The sequence below is a fragment of the Reyranella massiliensis 521 genome (assembly GCF_000312425.1).
Classification (GTDB): Bacteria; Pseudomonadota; Alphaproteobacteria; order Reyranellales; family Reyranellaceae; genus Reyranella; species Reyranella massiliensis.
Genome location: NZ_HE997181.1, coordinates 4,340,342 through 4,356,498, shown reverse-complemented (window position 1 = coordinate 4,356,498; position 16,157 = coordinate 4,340,342). Strand labels below are relative to the sequence as shown.

General features: G+C 64.8%; 23 protein-coding genes and 1 pseudogene. 13 read left to right on the top strand and 11 right to left on the bottom strand.

Features of this window, described 5'->3' with window-relative positions:
• Positions 1-26 precede the first annotated feature (26 nt).
• Together BN60_RS31675 and BN60_RS21250 are read left to right on the top strand one after the other, a co-directional pair.
• A complete protein-coding gene (locus tag BN60_RS31675; protein WP_273701404.1) occupies positions 27-551 on the top strand; it encodes a UGSC family (seleno)protein in 525 nt (174 codons plus the stop codon).
• A 76-nt stretch (positions 552-627) separates the two neighbouring features.
• Positions 628-852: a hypothetical protein gene (locus tag BN60_RS21250; RefSeq protein WP_020698166.1), complete on the top strand. Its 225-nt coding sequence runs from the start codon at positions 628-630 to the stop codon at positions 850-852.
• A gap of 21 nt (positions 853-873) precedes the next feature.
• Here BN60_RS21250 and BN60_RS21245 read toward each other — a convergent pair whose 3' ends face one another.
• The 5 genes from BN60_RS21245 to BN60_RS21225 form a co-directional block, all read right to left on the bottom strand.
• On the bottom strand, positions 874-1,659 hold the full coding sequence (locus BN60_RS21245; RefSeq protein ID WP_020698165.1) for a glutathione S-transferase family protein: 786 nt from the start codon (positions 1,657-1,659) through the stop codon (positions 874-876).
• A 19-nt stretch (positions 1,660-1,678) separates the two neighbouring features.
• On the bottom strand, positions 1,679-2,023 hold the full coding sequence (locus BN60_RS21240) for a Lin0512 family protein (RefSeq protein ID WP_020698164.1): 345 nt from the start codon (positions 2,021-2,023) through the stop codon (positions 1,679-1,681).
• A 14-nt stretch (positions 2,024-2,037) separates the two neighbouring features.
• A complete protein-coding gene (locus BN60_RS21235) occupies positions 2,038-2,376 on the bottom strand; it encodes a Lin0512 family protein (protein ID WP_020698163.1) in 339 nt (112 codons plus the stop codon).
• A 27-nt stretch (positions 2,377-2,403) separates the two neighbouring features.
• A complete protein-coding gene (locus BN60_RS21230) occupies positions 2,404-3,399 on the bottom strand; it encodes a tripartite tricarboxylate transporter substrate binding protein (RefSeq protein WP_148283498.1) in 996 nt (331 codons plus the stop codon).
• A gap of 101 nt (positions 3,400-3,500) precedes the next feature.
• The gene (locus BN60_RS21225; RefSeq protein WP_020698161.1) at positions 3,501-3,848 is read right to left on the bottom strand and encodes a DoxX family protein; all 348 of its coding nucleotides are present in this window, start codon (positions 3,846-3,848) and stop codon (positions 3,501-3,503) included.
• A gap of 55 nt (positions 3,849-3,903) precedes the next feature.
• Between BN60_RS21225 and BN60_RS21220 the strand changes: the two are divergent.
• Positions 3,904-4,507: pseudogene (locus BN60_RS21220) on the top strand (carbohydrate ABC transporter permease); the annotation flags it as partial.
• 165 nt (positions 4,508-4,672) lie between these two features.
• Here BN60_RS21220 and BN60_RS31040 read toward each other — a convergent pair.
• From BN60_RS31040 to BN60_RS21210, 3 genes are all read right to left on the bottom strand, one after another.
• Positions 4,673-4,828, bottom strand: coding sequence for a hypothetical protein (locus BN60_RS31040; protein WP_020698159.1), 156 nt, complete (start codon positions 4,826-4,828; stop codon positions 4,673-4,675).
• A gap of 92 nt (positions 4,829-4,920) precedes the next feature.
• Positions 4,921-5,895 carry a Bug family tripartite tricarboxylate transporter substrate binding protein gene (locus tag BN60_RS21215; RefSeq protein WP_020698158.1) on the bottom strand — a complete coding sequence of 325 codons (975 nt, stop codon included), beginning with the start codon at positions 5,893-5,895 and terminating at the stop codon, positions 4,921-4,923.
• Position 5,896: 1 nt separating this feature from the next.
• Positions 5,897-6,820: a hypothetical protein gene (locus tag BN60_RS21210; protein ID WP_020698157.1), complete on the bottom strand. Its 924-nt coding sequence runs from the start codon at positions 6,818-6,820 to the stop codon at positions 5,897-5,899.
• Positions 6,821-6,932: 112 nt separating this feature from the next.
• On the opposite strand from BN60_RS21210, the gene BN60_RS21205 reads away from it, so the two are divergent.
• Entirely contained in the window at positions 6,933-7,358 is a 426-nt protein-coding gene (locus BN60_RS21205; protein WP_020698156.1) for an OsmC family protein, read from the top strand.
• Between the two features lie 130 nt (positions 7,359-7,488).
• On the opposite strand, the gene BN60_RS21200 is transcribed toward BN60_RS21205, so the two are convergent.
• Entirely contained in the window at positions 7,489-7,869 is a 381-nt protein-coding gene (locus BN60_RS21200; RefSeq protein WP_020698155.1) for a hypothetical protein, read from the bottom strand.
• A gap of 106 nt (positions 7,870-7,975) precedes the next feature.
• Between BN60_RS21200 and BN60_RS21195 the strand changes: the two genes are divergently transcribed.
• The 8 genes from BN60_RS21195 (at position 7,976) to BN60_RS21160 (ending at position 14,298) form a co-directional block, all read left to right on the top strand.
• Positions 7,976-9,295 carry a histidine-type phosphatase gene (locus BN60_RS21195; RefSeq protein ID WP_020698154.1) on the top strand — a complete coding sequence of 440 codons (1,320 nt, stop codon included), beginning with the start codon at positions 7,976-7,978 and terminating at the stop codon, positions 9,293-9,295.
• A gap of 82 nt (positions 9,296-9,377) precedes the next feature.
• The gene (locus BN60_RS21190; RefSeq protein WP_020698153.1) at positions 9,378-10,127 is read left to right on the top strand and encodes a FadR/GntR family transcriptional regulator; all 750 of its coding nucleotides are present in this window, start codon (positions 9,378-9,380) and stop codon (positions 10,125-10,127) included.
• A complete protein-coding gene (rpiB, locus tag BN60_RS21185; protein WP_020698152.1) occupies positions 10,124-10,570 on the top strand; it encodes a ribose 5-phosphate isomerase B in 447 nt (148 codons plus the stop codon). The genes BN60_RS21190 and rpiB overlap by 4 nt, the downstream gene beginning before the upstream one ends.
• 41 nt (positions 10,571-10,611) lie before the next feature.
• The gene (locus BN60_RS21180) at positions 10,612-11,403 is read left to right on the top strand and encodes a transporter substrate-binding domain-containing protein (protein WP_043284188.1); all 792 of its coding nucleotides are present in this window, start codon (positions 10,612-10,614) and stop codon (positions 11,401-11,403) included.
• Between the two features lie 14 nt (positions 11,404-11,417).
• Positions 11,418-12,221: a transporter substrate-binding domain-containing protein gene (locus BN60_RS21175; protein WP_020698150.1), complete on the top strand. Its 804-nt coding sequence runs from the start codon at positions 11,418-11,420 to the stop codon at positions 12,219-12,221.
• Between the two features lie 19 nt (positions 12,222-12,240).
• Positions 12,241-12,924 carry an amino acid ABC transporter permease gene (locus BN60_RS21170; protein ID WP_020698149.1) on the top strand — a complete coding sequence of 228 codons (684 nt, stop codon included), beginning with the start codon at positions 12,241-12,243 and terminating at the stop codon, positions 12,922-12,924.
• On the top strand, positions 12,921-13,568 hold the full coding sequence (locus BN60_RS21165; RefSeq protein WP_020698148.1) for an amino acid ABC transporter permease: 648 nt from the start codon (positions 12,921-12,923) through the stop codon (positions 13,566-13,568). The genes BN60_RS21170 and BN60_RS21165 overlap by 4 nt, the downstream gene beginning before the upstream one ends.
• A complete protein-coding gene (locus BN60_RS21160) occupies positions 13,555-14,298 on the top strand; it encodes an amino acid ABC transporter ATP-binding protein (protein WP_020698147.1) in 744 nt (247 codons plus the stop codon). The genes BN60_RS21165 and BN60_RS21160 overlap by 14 nt, the downstream gene beginning before the upstream one ends.
• On the opposite strand, the gene BN60_RS21155 is transcribed toward BN60_RS21160, so the two are convergent.
• On the bottom strand, positions 14,295-14,987 hold the full coding sequence (locus BN60_RS21155; RefSeq protein ID WP_020698146.1) for a hypothetical protein: 693 nt from the start codon (positions 14,985-14,987) through the stop codon (positions 14,295-14,297). The genes BN60_RS21160 and BN60_RS21155 overlap by 4 nt on opposite strands.
• A gap of 17 nt (positions 14,988-15,004) precedes the next feature.
• Positions 15,005-15,730: an ABC transporter substrate-binding protein gene (locus BN60_RS21150; RefSeq protein ID WP_020698145.1), complete on the bottom strand. Its 726-nt coding sequence runs from the start codon at positions 15,728-15,730 to the stop codon at positions 15,005-15,007.
• Between BN60_RS21150 and BN60_RS21145 the strand changes: the two genes are divergently transcribed.
• A complete protein-coding gene (locus BN60_RS21145; RefSeq protein ID WP_342626624.1) occupies positions 15,675-16,157 on the top strand; it encodes an MmcQ/YjbR family DNA-binding protein in 483 nt (160 codons plus the stop codon). The two genes, BN60_RS21150 and BN60_RS21145, sit on opposite strands and share 56 nt — an antisense overlap.

Here is a 16,157-nt window from a genome sequence, read left to right as displayed (position 1 = left end):
GAGACATCTAGGAGTAGAGGATTGCCATGACCTTCCGTGTTCTCGACCCCACGCCCGGAACGGCTGCTCCACTTGGCCAGCTCGCGCCACGTCTCGACACGCTCCAAGGCAAGACCGTGGGCTTCATCTCCAACGGCAAGGAAGGCACCAAGGGCTTCTTCACGCACCTCGATCAGATCCTGCGTGAAGAGTACGGCGTCGCCAGGGTCGTAAGCCGCACCAAGTCGAATTATAGCGCGCCGGCCGATGCCCATATCGTAGCGGAGATCAAAGGCTGGGATGCCGTCGTCTCAGGCCTGGGGGATTGAGGAAGCTGTTCATCGTGCAGTCTGCACGACTCCGTAACGGCTGAAAGACTTCAGGTTCCCGCCTTCAGCGTGATGACGACCCGGTTCGCCAGCGCGGCCGAGATGATGAGCCGCGTGCTGGGGATGCCGGATTATCGCTTCGCCCAGATCGGCCATCCGGTCAGCAGCGCCACCGACGACGAACTGCGCGCGATGGCGCGCACAGCGATCGAGCAGGGCAGAAGCATGCTGCTCAGGGCCTGAACGACCGTCCTTGTACGCAACCTTAGGCAGCAACCTACGTTGCCTTGGTCAGCCGCAAGGAAAGGGAGTTCAGGGCATGAAGCCGCTGACAATCTTCGGAGTTCTGCTGATTGCGATCGGTGTCGCCGGTCTGGCGATCGACAACATCTCGTTCACAGAGCGCAAGACCATCGTCGACGCTGGCCCGCTCAAGGTCACGGCCGACGAGCAGCGCAGCATCCCGGTTCCGACCATTGCCGGCGTGATCGCCGTGGTGGCCGGTGCCGGGCTCCTCTTCATGGGGCGTCGGGCCCAGAACTAATTCGCGAGACCGCCCCGGGCGCTAGTCCCCGAGGGGCCAGGTGAAGCGGATGTTGTTCCTGGCGAGACCGTCGAGGATGACTTGCATGCCGCCGGACTTCATCATCCATTCCAGACGATGGTCGCGATACTCGCGCCGCATTGCGCCCGATGCGAGCCGCTCGGCGGCGCTGCCCATGCCCAGGGTGGCCGCCTCGAATTCCTTGAATGTCGCTGCCACGGAAGGGCGCTCGCACAGCCGGTCGCGCCAGCGCGCGAGAGGCGAGCCCGTCGACGTGCCGAGGCCGTAGAAGAAGGAGCGGTTCACGTAGGGCGCAACGCTGAGATCGGCCCAGCCGAAAGTGTCGCCATTGAACCACGGCGACTTGCCAAGCCTCTCCGTCAGCCAGGCCTGCAATTCGGCCGTCTGGCGCGCCGCCGTCGCCTTCATCTTCTCCGCCAGCTCGCCTTCGGCCCGCTTGAACCAGCGGATTTCGCTCAACCCCCAGTTCACGGCTTCGTAGAGCGTGTCGCAGACATCTTCGATCATGCGTGCGTTCGCGCGGGCGACGGGATCGCGCGGCAGGAGCGGGGGAGACGGGTATTTGTCTTCGAGATATTCGAGGATGATCGTCGAATCGAAGATGCGTGCCTCGCCGTCGACGAGGGCGGGCACTTCGTTGCGCGGGCTGGCGGCGGCGAACGCGCCGCCGGCATTGCCGCTGCCGAGCGCCGTGGGTGTCTCGACCTTGAAGTCGAGGCCCTTCTCGCGCAGAGCGATCTTCACTTTCTGGGCGTAGGAGGAAAGCGGATGCTCGTAGAGCAGCATGGCACCGTCTCCTAGATGTTCAGGGCAACTCCAGCCTGACGGCGACCGCGGCGCTGGCGATCACGGCAGGATCGTTGTGGTCGGGATCGGCAATGTCGAGGCCGCCCTTCACCACCTTCACCGTGACGATGCCGTGCGGTAGCGAAGCACGGACCTTTTCGGCATCGACCTTGTCCGGCTGCTGCACGCCGATCGTGACATCGACGAACATGTCGGTCTTGGGATTGATCTTGAGCGTCCGGATCATCGCCAGCGAGGAATGGTGCAGGGCATCCTGCACCGCGCGCAGGGCCGCCTTGGTGTAGTCGCCGCCGTGCAGATCGTTGCCGGTGCCGAGTTCGAGGATAACGCGTTTCGCCGCCATGGTGCCGCCTCCGCCTACAGGTCGAGCCGGACGATGGCCGCTGCCTGGGCGATCACCGTCTTGTCCGTGCCGGCTTCGTTGGGAATCTCGAGGCCGCCTTCGACGACCTTCACCGTGCCGGCGCCGTGCGGCAGCACGGCGAGCACCTGTTTGGTGTCGACCTGATCGGGCTTCGGCACGCCGATCAGGACTTCGACCTGCATGTCGTCGCTCGACTTTCCCAGTGCCGTGGCGACTGTGAGCGAGTTGTGCCACAGCGCATCGCGCAGCGCCCGCACGGCAGCCTTCGTGTAGTCGCCGCCGCGTATGTCGGTGCCCATGCCGATCTCGAGAGCCATCTTCTTCGGCGCCATGGCATTCTCCTTACGACTTGTCGTCTCTTAGGACTTGGCGAGGCCCGCCTTGATCAGCAACGGCTTCACGTCGACGTAATACTTCTCGGCGAAGGCGCGGTATTCGGCCGGGTTCTTGTCCCAGGGAACCTGGATGAACTTGGCGAGATACTCCGTCACCTTCGGTTCGGCCGACGCCTGCTTGAAGGCCTGATAGATCGAATCGACGATCTCCGGCGGCATGCCCTTGGGGCCGACAAGGCCGTACGGGCTCTGGCCCACGACGTTGATGCCGCGCTCGATCAGCGTCGGCGTATCCTTGTAGCGCGGGATGCGCTTCTCGGTCGCCATGGCGAGGATGCGGCACTTGCCGTCGTCGACGAATGGCGCCCATTGCGCGGCGTCGGCCAGGAAGTGCACCTGGTCGCTCAGCAACGCCTGCATCCACTCCGCGCCACCCTTGTAGGGGACAGTCGTGTACTTGGTGCCGGTTGCCTGCTCGACTTCGATCATCATGAGCTGGCCAGTGCCACCGATGCCACTGGTGCCGTAGTTGTACTTCTCCGGTTCCTTCTTGCCGGCAGCGATCATGTCCTCGAGTGTCTGCCAGGGCGACGTGGACTTCACGACAATGCCCATCGTGTAGCCCGACAGGCCGGTGATGTAGGTGAAATCCTTCAGCGGGTCCCAGTTGGTCTGCTGGTAGTGCGGATAGCGCAGGCTGTTGATGGACATGATGGCCAGCGTCTGGCCGTCGGGCTTGGCGTTGAGGAGCATCGCCGGCGCCAGCGTGCCGGCCGCACCGGCCTTGATGTCGACGACGACCTGCTGCCCCAGGATCTTGGTGACCGTCTCGCCCAGCAGGCGGACATGCACGTCGGTCACCCCACCGGCGGCAAAGGGGTTGTAGACCGTGATGGGCTTCTCGGGCTTCCAGCGTGTCTGGCCGCGAGCGATCCCGGGGGCGACCATCGGCGCGGCCAGCGTGGCGGCACCCGCAAGAGCGGCAAAACGACGACGATTGACGATCATTGGCTTGGACACGGCGCTTCCTCCCACACGGTACGCATTTGTGCACAGCGAAACGGCTGCCGCGAGGCAGCCGTCCGACGTTCCATACAGGCTTGGTGAAAGCGCGTTAAGCGCTACTTCTTGCGAGCCGCGTCGATGCTCCAAGGGCCGGGGCCGGCCGCTGCGATATAGAGGAACACGAAGCAATAGAGCGCGGCCAGCTCGCCGCCGTTCAGGATCGGGTAGAAGCCTCTCGGGGCATGCGCGATGAAGTAGGCAAACGCCGTCATGCCCGACAGGATGAAGGCCGTCGAACGGGTGAACAGGCCGAGGATAATCAGCACGCCGCCCACCAGTTCCAGGATGCCGGCAAGGCCTGGCAGCGAGGTGATGCTGAGATTGGCGAACGTCGGAACGACCGGGATCTTGAACAGCTTGGCCGTGCCGTGCTGCAGGAGCAGCAAGCCCGTCACAATGCGCATGATGCTGAGCAGGCGTGGTGCCCAGGAAGTGGCAAAGCGCTACAATCCGTTCCTGATCGACAGCCCGACGCTCGACCATATCTACAAGCTCCTGTTCGAGACGGCCTATCCGCGGTGGCTGATGACCACGATGCTGGTGGCGGTCTGCGCGACCTTCCTGTCGTTGCTGTCGAGCGTGCTGGATGAACAGGATCGACGGTGGCACGAGATAGGCGAGATAGCTCGGCCTGTTCGACACGCCGTTCGCGCTGATCTTGACCTATCCGACCTTCCTGGTGCCGTTCTGCACCTGGCTGCTGATCGGCTACTTCAAGTCGATTCCCTACGAGCTGGAGGAGTGTGCGCTGATCGATGGCGCGACGCGCCTGCAGATCCTGCGACGCATCACCTTGCCGCTGGCGGTGCCCGGCCTGATTTCGGCCGGCATCTTCTCCTTCACGCTCTCCTGGAACGAGTTCATCTACTCGCTGGCTTTCATCCAGAGCGGCGAGAAGAAAACCGTTCCGGTGGCGATCCTGACGGAGCTGGTGTCGGGCGACGTGTATCAATGGGGGGCGCTGATGGCCGGCTCTCTGCTAGGTTCGCTGCCGGTCGCGATCTTCTATTCGTTCTTCGTCGACTATTACGTCTCCTCCCTCACCGGCGCGGTGAAGGAGTAAAAAAAAGTCCGCCAGGCCGCCGGCGACGGCGGACCTGGCGGATGGGGTACCGGTGGAGGTGCATCCTCCGGCTCCGGCACGCCGGGCACCGGCATTTCGGGGGGAATGGGATCCCCCTTGCCGGGCACCGGCGGCGCGGGCGGGACCTCCCGTGGCGGCGTTGGGTTACTGCTCCTTGTCATCCGGACGCTGCTGCGGCTGGCCCGGCTTCTGATTGGGCTTCTGGGTCTGCCGCTGCTGCTGCTCGCGCTGGACCTGTTCGCGCTGCTGGCGTTCGCGATCCTGCTGCTGGGAGGGATTGTGCTTATTGGGGTCGTTCATGGCGTTTTCTCCATGTTCGCCGCGGCGGCCAGAATGGCGCCGCTATGGAGAAAACGCCCCGCGTTCGAGCGCGGTTGCGCACTCAGCCTTTTCTACTTTTCCGGTACTTTTCCGATGCGTTCGACAGCGACCCGAAGTCTTTGAGAATCATGGTCCAGGAAAATTTTGAACTCTGGTGCGTCGAGATAGGCGATCGGCGTTTCGACCTTGGCCATCGCCTCCTTGAATTCGGGATCCCCGGCGGTGCGACGGGCCGCGTCGCGCAGCTTGGTCATGGCGGATTGCGGCGTGGCTGCCGGAGCGAATAGGCCGGACCAGATGTAGAAGGTGGCATCGTAGCCCAGCTCCTTCATGCTGGGCACGTCGGGCAGCGACGCAAGCCGCTTGTCGCCCCAGACGGCGAGGGCGCGCATCTTACCCGCCTTGATCTGGCCGATTGCCGCCGACGGTCCCGAGGCCAGCGCATCGATCTGGCCTCCGAGAAGTGCTGCCACGGCAGGGCCGCCACCTTGGTAGGGAATGTGGAAAAGCTTGATGCCGGCGGCGCTCGCGAAGATCTCCATCGCAACATGCAGAGTGCCGTAGACGCCTGAGGAGCCGTAGTTGATGGTGCCGGGCCGCGCCTTCGCGGCGTCGACGAGCTCCTTCAACGTCTTGTAGGGCCCGTCCTCGCGCACCACGAGGACCGTGGGGTCGGCGCTGATCAGGGCGATCGGCGCAAACTGGTCGAGTTCGTAGGCTGGCGTGCGGCCCTGCAGGCGATCCGCCGCCGGCAACACCGAGATCGACGAGAGTGCCATCAGGATGGTGTAACCGTCCGGCGCGGCCCGTGCGGCCTGCGCCGCGCCCACCGAGCCACCGGCGCCGGGCTTGTTCTGCACCACGACAGACTGTTTGAGGAGCTTGCCCATCACATGCGCTGTCGGCCGGCCGGTGATGTCGGCGACGCCGCCGGGTGGAAAAGGCACGATCATCTGTATCGGCCGGGAGGGAAAGGTGTCCTGCGCCGCCGCACTGAAAGCCAGCGGCAACAGGGCCGTACCGGCAATCAGGGCGCGGCGTCGCACGTTACTTCTCCTTCGAGCCGGCTTTAGCCACGCCAGCCCGCGTCGCGGGATAGGTCGCGGTGAAGCCGAAAATGGTGCTGAGCGCGTCCGGCACGGCGATCTTGTCGAGATCGTCGAGGCCTGCCGTCTTGGTTGGCTTCAGTCCCAGGACCAGCGGTCCCTTCGGCGCCTTCCAGTCGTGCAGGAAAGAGGAGACGGCGTCGAGCGCCTTCAGCGTCTCGCCAGTCTGCATCTGGGCGAAGCCGGCCAGTGCATCGAGCGCCCCGCCGACCAGCTCCGCTGCCGTCACGCCTTCTTCCTTGGCGAAAGCAGGCACCAGCTTGCCCAGCAGCTCCTTGTCGTCGAGCGTAAGCGACGCCGAGCGCAGGCGGCCATCGTCCTTGGCGCTGTCCATGTCGCTCTTGTCGCTGATGCCATCCATGACCAACGCCAGGTTGATCTTGGCCTGACCGCGCAGGTTGATTTCCAGCGCATTCACCGTCAGTACCTTGGCCGCCGGATCGATGCGATAGTCCAGGGCGAGGTCGACCGGCACTTTAGGCACGCCGTAAGGCTCGAGCGCGGAGAACAACTCGTCGTCGCCCGTCATGCCTTCGATCTTGAGCTTGGCGAAGCGCGGCGACGCGTCGTCCTTGGAGCTCTTCTTCAGGCGCTCGAAGTCGAGTTCGTCGACCGTGAGCTTCTCGATCTTGACCGTCGTTTCCTTGTCGTTGGTCGCCTCGCTTGCCGGAACGACCGCCACGACGTTGTTCAGGACGAAGCCCGAGGTGCCGAGCGGGCGCGCGTCGGCATAGGTGAATTTCTTGAGTTCGAGTTGAGGTTTGATGTCCTTCTCGAAGCGCTCCAGCCCGTTCTGCGCCGACGCCGTTGCCGCCAGACAAACCACGAGCAGCGCTCCCAGGAACGCCCGCCAAACCGTACGCATGAAATTCTCCCCGCTTTGAAGCGCGGACCCTAGCATCGACCAAAGAACGAATCGACGCTCTCACAAAGCCGGTGCAGGGTGGCCCCGGAACGGCCAGCCAAGGAGACCGATCATGATTCGCAAGGCGCATGCCGAATGGCGCGGAACCGGGAAGGACGGAAATGGCGACCTCTCCACTGACTCCGGCGTACTCTCCAAGACGGCTTATTCCTTCAGGACCCGCTTCCAGGGAGAAAAGGGCACCAATCCTGAGGAACTGATCGCCGCTGCCCATGCCGGCTGCTTCACCATGGCGCTCGCCTTCCAGCTCCAGACGGCCGGCTTCACGCCGACGTCGCTGTCGACGGAGGCCGCCGTCTCGCTCGACCAGGAAGGCGCCGGCTTCAAGATCAGCAAGTCTGCGCTCACGCTGGTGGCCGACGTTCCAGGCCTCGATCAGGCGACCTTCGACAAACTGGCCGAAGCGGCCGAAAAGGGCTGCCCCGTCTCCAAGGTGCTGAACGCCGAGATCACGCTCACCAAGACGCTGAAGAAATAGGCTGTCGGTACCCGCTGCTCTGCCGCCTGCTCGATACGTTGCGGTCGCGGCGCGTCGATGCGGCCGACAGCATGCCGGCACCTTATTCCCGATTGTGGCCGCAAGGGCGCGCCCTCACAGGCTGCAAAGATCAGTCCTCGGGGAGCGGCTGGGCGTCGAGCCAGTGCCGTGCTGCGTGCAGCTCGCGGAAAATGGCGAGCGGCCGGCGCGCCGTTGCGGCGGCGGCGAAGATCTGCGCCTGCGCAAAGCTCTCGTCCGAGGCGGCGACGATCGCCACCGGGCCGATCTGGCCGTGCTGGGCATAGAGGACGATCCGTTCGCCCAGGGCTTTGAGATTCTCCTCGCTCAGTGCCATCGGGGTGTGGGTGACCTCGAATATCTTGCGGTAGGCCATCGCACCGTCGGCGGTGATCGCGGCGAAATACTTCTCGATGTCGGACACCGTCACCCGGTCTTTGGCGACGGCGACGACCAGCCGGTTGGCATGCGAGATCGTCCAGTGCACGGGCATGGGCGGGCTCCCCTTTCCGTCACTCTATCCTCCCGTGGTAGGCAACGGAATGCGTGGCGGCTGGCCGCGAGGGACGGCATATTTGCGGTCCTCGGGGGAGAGCTTCATGAATGTCCGTGTATTTCTTGCCACCGTCGTCGCTTCGCTGTTGGCGGGCTTGATGCCGGCGGCAGCGCAGCTCGAACCGACGCCGCCGGGCTGGCAGATCGAGCGCGCCATCCTGCTCAGCCGTCACGGCGTTCGGTCGCCGACACAGACGAATGCCGAACTCGACAGGCTCGCCGCGACGGCCTGGCCGAGCTGGCCGGTGGCGCCGGGCTTCCTGTCGCCGCGTGGCGAGGAGCTGATGCGCCTGATGGGCGGTTACTACCGGCTGCTCTACGGTGCACGCGGCCTCATCCAGGCCGACAATTGCCCGGCCCCCGGCACGGTCGCCGCCTGGACCGATACGGATCAGCGCACGCGCGCCAGCGGGGCTGCGCTGCTGGCCGGCATGTATCCGCGCTGCGGCAACCTCACCTTGCGCAATCAGGCCAACTTCGACGTCCCCGACCCGCTGTTTCACCCGCAGCCTTCGGCCTCCTGTCCCATGGACCCGGCGGCAACGCGCAAGGCGATTCTGGCGCGCATCGGCGGCAGCTTCGCGTCGGTGGAGCGCGACAATGCCGGGCCGCTCCGCATGATGCAGTCGGTGCTCTGCCCCAACGGCACGACGGGGACGGCGGCTGGCGAGGGGACTTGCGGCGAGGCCGGCAAGCCCACCACCATCGAGACCAATGCGAGCGGCCGGACCTGGTTCAAGGGGCCGTTAGGCGTGGGTTCGCGGGCTTCGGAAGCCTTCCTCATGCAGGCGGCGGAAGGCCTGCCGAAGGATCAGGTCGCCTGGGGCCGGCTGGCAAGCGATGCATCGCTGCAGGAATTGCTGACGCTGCACCTGCTCGAGATGGACCTTACCGAGAAGACGCCGGAGATCGCACGCCAGCATGGCTCGAACATGCTGAACCAGATCGCGGTCACTCTGGAAAGCGGGCACAAATTTCCCGGGGCGCTGCCGGTCGGCCAGCCCGTCCGCTTCGGGCTGTTCGTCGGTCACGAGACCAACATCTACAACGTGGCCAGCCTGCTCGACCTCACCTGGCAGGTGCAGGGTTTTCTTCCGGGCGAGGCATCTCCCGGCGGCGCGCTGGCCTTCGAGCTGTTCAGTGCCGGCAGCCAGCGCTATGTCCGCATCGCCTACTACGCCCAGACGCTCGACGAGATGCGCAACCGCAAGCGGCTCGACTATCGCGATCCGCCGGGCATGAAGACCGTCGAACTGCCGGGCTGCAAGGCGCAGTCGCATCTGCACGCTTGTCCGCTCGAGCGGTTCCTCGAAATCGCCAAGGCGGCAATCAGCGCGCAGTGCCTGACGCCCGGCATTCCCTAGCCGAACTTCCCTTGGACGAGCGGTTGCCAGCGGCCAAGAGGCTTGTCTAGAGTGGTCAGACCACGGACTGACCAAGGTGCAGATGCTCGATATCGTCCGCCAGGATACCGAGGAGAACCCCAGCGGGGCTGATCGTGTCTTCACGTTCTTCCGCGACCGGCTGCTGTCGGGGGAACTGAAGGCCGGCGACCGGCTCCTGGGCGAGCGCGAGCTGGCTCTGGCGTTGGGCGTCAGCCGCCCGGTCCTGCGTGAGGCGCTGCGTTCGCTGGCCATGCTGGGCCTGCTCGATATTCGCCATGGACGCGGCGCCTATGTGCGGTCGGCCGACGCCTCCGTGCTGGGCCAGGCCCTGACCCTCTGCCTCGCACCCGAGCCCAACATTCTCGACGACGTGCTGCAGGCTCGCATCGCCATCGAATGCCAGGCCATCCGGCTTGCCTGTTTGAGAGCCAGCGAGCGGGACCTGCAGGCCATTGCCGCGACTCTCGATACTTTGGTCGATTCGCTCGACGATCCCGAAACCGGCGGCGGTGCGGACTACGCCTTCCACCTGGCCATCGTGCGCGCAAGCGCCAGCAGCGCGCTGATGAAGATCTACGAAGCGATCTCGCCGCTCCTGATGCGCAGCCATGTCGAGCGCCGTCGCGACACGTTCCGCGAGCCGGCGATCACCTCAGGCCTGGTCGAAGCGCACCGGCAGGTCTTCCTCGCACTGGCGCAGCGCGACCCCGACGAGGCCGAGCGCCGATTGCGCGCGCATTTCGAGATCGGCGACGACCTGCGCCGCAAGAACCTGATCTCCACGTACCAAGGACAAGGACAGGCTTCATGAAAATCGTCGTCGGATCGGATCACGCAGGCTTCCCGATGAAGGCGGAACTGCTCGCCTTCCTGCGCGAGCGCGGCCACGAGGTCGAGGATGTCGGCTCCTACGATCCCAACCCGGTCGATTTTCCGGATATCGCCCGCAAGGTCGCCGAGGCAATCACCTCCGGCCGGGCCGAGCGCGGCCTGATGGTGTGCGGCACCGGCGTCGGCGCCTCGATCGGTGCCAACAAGATGAAGGGCATTCGCGCGGCAGTTTGCCACGATGTGCATTCGGCGCATCAATGCGTCGAGCACGACGACGTCAACGTCATGTGCATCGGGGCGCAGATCGTCGGCCCCTGGCTCGCCAAGGACCTGATCGCGGCCTACCTCGATGCGAAGTTCTCGACGGCGGAGGAGTTCCGGCGTCGTGTGGCCAAGCTCGCCGACATGGATGCCGGCCGGTAAGGAGCAAGAAAACAAGCAACGAAATCAAAACGGAGGAAGCGATGAAGAGAATGTTGGTGGCCGTGGCGCTTGCTGCGGTGGCAGTGATGGGGATGAACACGGCGGCGCATGCCGATGCGCTTGACGATATTCGCAAAGCCAAGAAGATCCGCATCGCCGTCGATCTCGGCGTGCCACCCTATGGCATGACCGACGACAAGATGCAGCCGACCGGCTCCGACATCGAGACGGCGAAGCTGCTGGCCAAGGATTGGGGACTGGAGTTCGAGCATGTGCCGACCACCGGCGCCTCGCGCATTCCGTCGCTGCAGACCGGCAAGGCCGACCTCGTGATCTCGACGCTCTCGATCACGCCGGAGCGCGCCAAGGTCATCGACTTCTCGAAGGGCTATGCCGTGTTGCGCACGGTCATCGCCGCGCCCAAGAACGTGAACGTGAAGAGCATGGCCGATCTCGACGGCAAGACCGTCGGGACCGTGCGCGGCACCACCCACGACACGCAGCTCACCAAGGAAGGGCCCAAGGGCATGAAGCTGGTGCGCTACGAGGACGATGCGACCGAGGCACAGGCCTTCCTTTCGGGCCAGGTCGATATCTTCTCGACAGCCGAGCTGCTGGTCGCGCCGATCGACAAGAAGAACCCGGCCCGTCAGGTCGAGGTGAAGTTCGTGCTCGACACCTTCAAGCTCGCCGTCGGCGTCAAGAAGGACGAGAAGCGGCTGCTCGAAGAAGTGAACAAGTGGATCGAGACCAACCTCAAGAACGGCAAGCTGGACGCGATCTACAAGAAGTACCACGGCAACGGCCTGCCTGACGTCATCCTGAAGCAGTAGCCGCGGGGGCAGCCATGAAGACCGGAACGGTGCTGCGCTCGCTCCTGGGCGCAGTCTTTGCGGCGGTCCTGTTCGCCCTGCCGGCGCAAGCCGATACGCTCGACGACATCAAGAAGGCGGGCAAGGTGCGGATCGCGATCGACCTTGCGATCCCGCCCTTTGGCATGGCCGACGACAAAATGCAGCCGACGGGATCCGACGTCGACCTGGCGCGGTTGCTGGCCAAGGATCTCGGCGTCGAACTCGAAATCGTGACCACGACGGGACCGACGCGCATCCCGTTTCTGCAGACCAACAAGGCCGACCTCGTGGTCTCGACCCTGTCGATCACGCCGGAGCGCGCCAAGGTGGTCGACTTCTCGGTCCCCTATGCCGACCATCCCTCGGTCGTGGCCGGCATGAAGTCGGACGCGATCAAGCAGATGTCCGATCTCGACGGCAAGAAAGTCGCGGTCGTCCGCGGCACGACGCAGGACACCGACCTGACGCGGCAGGCCAAGGGTGCGCAACTGGTGCGCTACGAGGACGACGCCACCATGGCGTTGGCCTTCGCCTCAGGGCAGGTCGACGTTCTCGCGACGGCGCGCTCGCTGTTGCCGGCCATCAGCAAGAAGAACCCGGCGCGCACGCTCGAACCCAAGATCACCATGCAGACCAACTATCTCGCCATCGGCATGCGCAAGGGCGAGCCGCGGCTGCTCGACTGGGTGAACAACTGGGTGCGAACCAACCTGCAGAACGGCAAGCTGGTGGCCATCTACAAGACATATCACGGGATCGACATCGACCCGGCGATGCTCCTCAAGGCCGGTGGCTGACCGCTGATGCGGCTGAGCCATGTCGTATAAGTTCGATTTCGAGTTCCTGGCCGAGCGCTGGCCCGATTTCGTGGCCGGCGCCTGGTTGACGATCCAGCTCACCGTGGCGGCGATTGCGCTCGGCTTCCTGGTGGGGACGGTCTGCGCCCTGGCCCGCGTCTATGGCGGGCCGGTGTTGCGCCGGATCGTCGGCGTCTATGTCGAGGCGATCCGCAACACGCCGCTGCTGATTCAGATCTTCATCGTCTATTTCGGCCTCTCCAGCCTCGGACTGAAGCTCAGCGCCGAGGTCTCGGCCATCGTGGCGCTGACCGTGAACATGGGCGCCTACACGACCGAGATCATGCGGGCGGGCATCCAGTCGATCCAGCGCACGCAGCTCGAAGCCGCTGACTGTCTCGGCCTGACCCGGCTGCAGACCATCCTGCATGTCGTGCTGCTGCCGGCGATGGAGCGCGTCTATCCGGCGCTGTCGAGCCAGTTCGTGCTGCTGATGCTGGCTTCCTCGATCACCTCGCAGATCTCGGCCGAAGAGCTGACGGCGACCGCCAACCTCGTGCAATCCGACACTTACCGCAGCTTCGAGGTCTATGTGATCGTGGCGGTGGTCTATCTCGCCCTTTCGGCGCTTTATCGCTTCGCTTTGTGGGGCATCGGCCTGGTGCTGTTCGAGCGCCGGCGCAAGCTCGGGACGCCGCTGTGATCCAGCTCAGCGCCACCCACATCCTCTACCTCATCGAGGCGGCACGCTGGACCATACTGCTGTCGCTGATCGCGTTCGCTGGTGGAGCCTTGGTCGGCCTGCCGCTCGCCCTGATGCGCGTCTCGCGGTCGAAGCTGCTGCGCGGCCTGGCCAGCGTCTATATCCAGGTCGTGCAGGGCACGCCGCTCCTGATCGTTCTGTTCCTCTCTTATTTCGGCCTGGGCATCCTGGGCTACAAGCTCGATCCGCTGGTCGCTGCCGGCGTCTCTTTCACGATCTACGCCGCGGCCTTCCTCGGCGAAATCTGGCGTGGCTGCATCGAGGCAGTACCCAAGACACAATGGGAGGCGTCCGACTGTCTGGGCCTCAACTCCGTCCAGCAATATGCCTATGTGATCCTGCCGCAGGCCGTGCGCATCGCCACGCCGCCGACCGTGGGCTTCATGGTCCAGATCGTGAAGAACACGTCGCTCGCCTCGGTGATCGGCTTCGTCGAACTCGCGCGCGCCGGCCAGATCGTCAACAACTCGACCTTCGAGCCGTTTGCGATCTTCGCCGTGGTCGGCGCCATTTACTTTGCCATTTGCTACCCGCTGTCGGTGGCGAGCCGCCATCTCGAGAGGAAGGCCAATGCCGGAAGGTGAGGCAGTCGTCCGCGTCCGTGACGTCATCAAGGAGTTCGGCCCCCTGCGCGTGCTCGATGGCGTGGGTTTCGAGGTCACGCGCGGCCAGACGGTGGCGATCGTGGGCCGCAGCGGCTCAGGCAAGAGCACCCTGCTGCGCTGCGTGGCCGGCCTCGAAACCATCCAGGGTGGCAGCATCGAGGTCTGCGGCCATTCAGTCGGCCGCCCCGGCAGCGCCGCGCGCGCCCAGCTCCGGCGCGACGTCGGCATGGTGTTCCAGAGCTACAATCTCTTTCCGCACCTGACAGTCGAGCGGAACATCACCCTGGCGCTCACCTTGGTGAAGAAGCAGTCTCGCGACGACGCCAGAAAGCGGGCGGCCGAGGTGCTGGGCCTCGTCGGCCTCACCGACAAGCTCGGCGCCTATCCCGAACAGCTTTCCGGCGGCCAGCAGCAGCGCGTGGCGATCGCGCGGTCGCTGGCTCTGCAGCCGCAGGTCATGCTGTTCGACGAAGTTACCTCGGCGCTCGATCCGGAACTGACCGCCGAGGTGCTGGGCGTGATGGAGGACCTGGCGCAGCGCGGTATGACCATGATCACGGTGACCCACGAAATGGGCTTCGCGCGCCGGGTCGCCGACCTGGTTGTCTTCATGCACCAAGGCAAAGTGTGGGAGATCGGTCCAACGGCGGAGCTGTTTGCCAATCCCCGGACGGCAGAGTTCCGCCAGTTCGTCGGCAGCGAACTCTAGCGGTCGGCGAAGAGCTCGGCGTCGCGCCGGACGGCGCTTTCGTTGGCCATCAGGACAAGCCCGTACGTGGTCGCCAGCACGAACACGATGGTGGCGTAGAGCGTATAGGGATGGAACTCGGCCACCTGGCCCGGGGGCAGCCATTCTGCTGACTGCAGGGCAAGCGTTGCGGCGCGAACGAGACGTGCTAGGCCAAGTCCGGCCAGGGCCAAAGCCGTCGGGAGGCGGGTCGTGAGGCTATCACGGTGTCGGCCCTGCCAGACTTCATAGGCTGCGCCACTGGAGAGCAGGCCGAGAAACAGGGAGAAGGGCATCGACGCGGCATTGCGGCCGGCATCGACCGATTGGGCAATGCCACAGATCGCGAGATAGGCGACAACGACCGCTGCAACGAGAAGCAGGGAGCGGCGAACGCTAAGGCTGTCTTCGTTGAATTGACGAACGCCGACCCACAGTATGGCGAAGCCCGCGACGATCACGGCGTTGGCGGCCAGCACGATCCAGGCCGAGGACGCCGCGTCGGGAAAGCGAAGGACCAGCGCGCCGAAGCTGCTCAACAGGAGTGCGGCTGCCCAGGCTCGCAATCCCGGCGCGTCGCGGTGATGGTACCAGGTGAGAAGGGCCGCCCCGGCGCCACAGGTCATGACGATGCCGCCGACCAGGTAGAGCGCCTTGACGTTGAGGTCCATGGGAAGGCCGGGGCTCCTCAGGCGGGCGGGGCTACCGAGAGGCCCTTGACCTTGTGTCGCTCGATCAGGCTCGCGACCAGGCCGGACTTCTTCGCCGTCTCGACGAACTCTGCAAGGAAGGCGGCACCTGCTGCGTTCGGCTTCGCTGTGCCGACGGCCTGCTGCACCGCCGTGAACTTGCCGTCGAGGATCTTGAGGCCCGGCGCCTTCTCGACGTCCTTGAGGAGGCCAGGCCGCAAACCTGCCAGGACGTCCAGCTTATCATTCATGAATGTCTGATAGGCCGCGTCGAGGCCGCTCACGCGGACCAGGGTGGCGTTGCGGATATTGTTCTCGAGCCAGAGATCGTAGGCCGAGCGCGCCGACACGGCGATACGCACACCTTTCTTGTCGACGTCGGCGATGGAGGCGATCGGCGATCCCGCCGGCACCATGTAGGTCGCTTCGATCTCGACATAGGCGGCGGTAAAGCTGATCCTCTCGGCGCGCTGCGGTTCGGCGCCGATCAGGCCGATGTCCCACACGTTCTTGCCGGCCTGGTCGGCAAGTTCGCCGGGCGACTTGAAGAGAACGTAGGTCACAGGGACGCCGAGCTTGTCGGCGATCGCGCGCGCCATGTCAGGCGCGACGCCGACCGGCTCGGATTTTTCCGTGCGGCCCGTGACCAGCAGGAAGTTGGAGAGGTTGATGCCGGCGCGCAGGACGCCGGTCGGGGCGAGTTCGTTTCGGGCTTTGTCGGACATGGCGCCAGTCTATGGTCAACCGCTGCCGGATGATAGGCTCGACCGCATGTCCTCTCAGCTGACAGCCCGCCTGCGATCCATTTGTCTTGCCTTGCCCGAGGTCGTCGAGAAGGAGGCTTGGGGCGATCCGACGTTTCGTGTGCGGGACAAGATTTTCGCTATGGAAAAACGGGGTGACGGCCGCATTTCGATCTGGTGCAAGGCGGCGCCTGGTAGCCAGGCGACCCTGGTCGGCGCCGATCCCGAGACTTTCTTTGTTCCACCCTATGTTGGGCACAAGGGCTGGATCGGCATGCGGCTCGACCGCAAGCGCGATTGGGACGAGGTGGCAGAGGTGGTACGGCACAGCTATCGGCTGACCGCACCCAAGAAGCTCGCGGCACTTGTCGGCGATGAGACCGCGCCACGCGCCCGTTCCTCGCGCTAG

Coding starts and splice junctions, on each gene's coding strand:
- BN60_RS21240 (WP_020698164.1), bottom strand. CDS start 2,023: ATGGCGGCGAAACGCGTTATCCTCGAACTCGGCACCGGCAACGATCTG.
- BN60_RS21180 (WP_043284188.1), top strand. CDS start 10,612: ATGAAGAGAATGTTGGTGGCCGTGGCGCTTGCTGCGGTGGCAGTGATG.
- BN60_RS21200 (WP_020698155.1), bottom strand. CDS start 7,869: ATGCCCGTGCACTGGACGATCTCGCATGCCAACCGGCTGGTCGTCGCC.
- BN60_RS21155 (WP_020698146.1), bottom strand. CDS start 14,987: ATGGACCTCAACGTCAAGGCGCTCTACCTGGTCGGCGGCATCGTCATG.
- BN60_RS21235 (WP_020698163.1), bottom strand. CDS start 2,376: ATGGCGCCGAAGAAGATGGCTCTCGAGATCGGCATGGGCACCGACATA.
- BN60_RS21205 (WP_020698156.1), top strand. CDS start 6,933: ATGATTCGCAAGGCGCATGCCGAATGGCGCGGAACCGGGAAGGACGGA.
- BN60_RS21145 (WP_342626624.1), top strand. CDS start 15,675: ATGCCGGCGCGCAGGACGCCGGTCGGGGCGAGTTCGTTTCGGGCTTTG.
- BN60_RS21210 (WP_020698157.1), bottom strand. CDS start 6,820: ATGCGTACGGTTTGGCGGGCGTTCCTGGGAGCGCTGCTCGTGGTTTGT.
- BN60_RS21190 (WP_020698153.1), top strand. CDS start 9,378: ATGCTCGATATCGTCCGCCAGGATACCGAGGAGAACCCCAGCGGGGCT.
- BN60_RS21195 (WP_020698154.1), top strand. CDS start 7,976: ATGAATGTCCGTGTATTTCTTGCCACCGTCGTCGCTTCGCTGTTGGCG.
- rpiB (WP_020698152.1), top strand. CDS start 10,124: ATGAAAATCGTCGTCGGATCGGATCACGCAGGCTTCCCGATGAAGGCG.
- BN60_RS21250 (WP_020698166.1), top strand. CDS start 628: ATGAAGCCGCTGACAATCTTCGGAGTTCTGCTGATTGCGATCGGTGTC.
- BN60_RS21160 (WP_020698147.1), top strand. CDS start 13,555: ATGCCGGAAGGTGAGGCAGTCGTCCGCGTCCGTGACGTCATCAAGGAG.
- BN60_RS21225 (WP_020698161.1), bottom strand. CDS start 3,848: ATGCGCATTGTGACGGGCTTGCTGCTCCTGCAGCACGGCACGGCCAAG.
- BN60_RS31040 (WP_020698159.1), bottom strand. CDS start 4,828: ATGAACGACCCCAATAAGCACAATCCCTCCCAGCAGCAGGATCGCGAA.
- BN60_RS21150 (WP_020698145.1), bottom strand. CDS start 15,730: ATGTCCGACAAAGCCCGAAACGAACTCGCCCCGACCGGCGTCCTGCGC.
- BN60_RS21245 (WP_020698165.1), bottom strand. CDS start 1,659: ATGCTGCTCTACGAGCATCCGCTTTCCTCCTACGCCCAGAAAGTGAAG.
- BN60_RS21170 (WP_020698149.1), top strand. CDS start 12,241: ATGTCGTATAAGTTCGATTTCGAGTTCCTGGCCGAGCGCTGGCCCGAT.
- BN60_RS21175 (WP_020698150.1), top strand. CDS start 11,418: ATGAAGACCGGAACGGTGCTGCGCTCGCTCCTGGGCGCAGTCTTTGCG.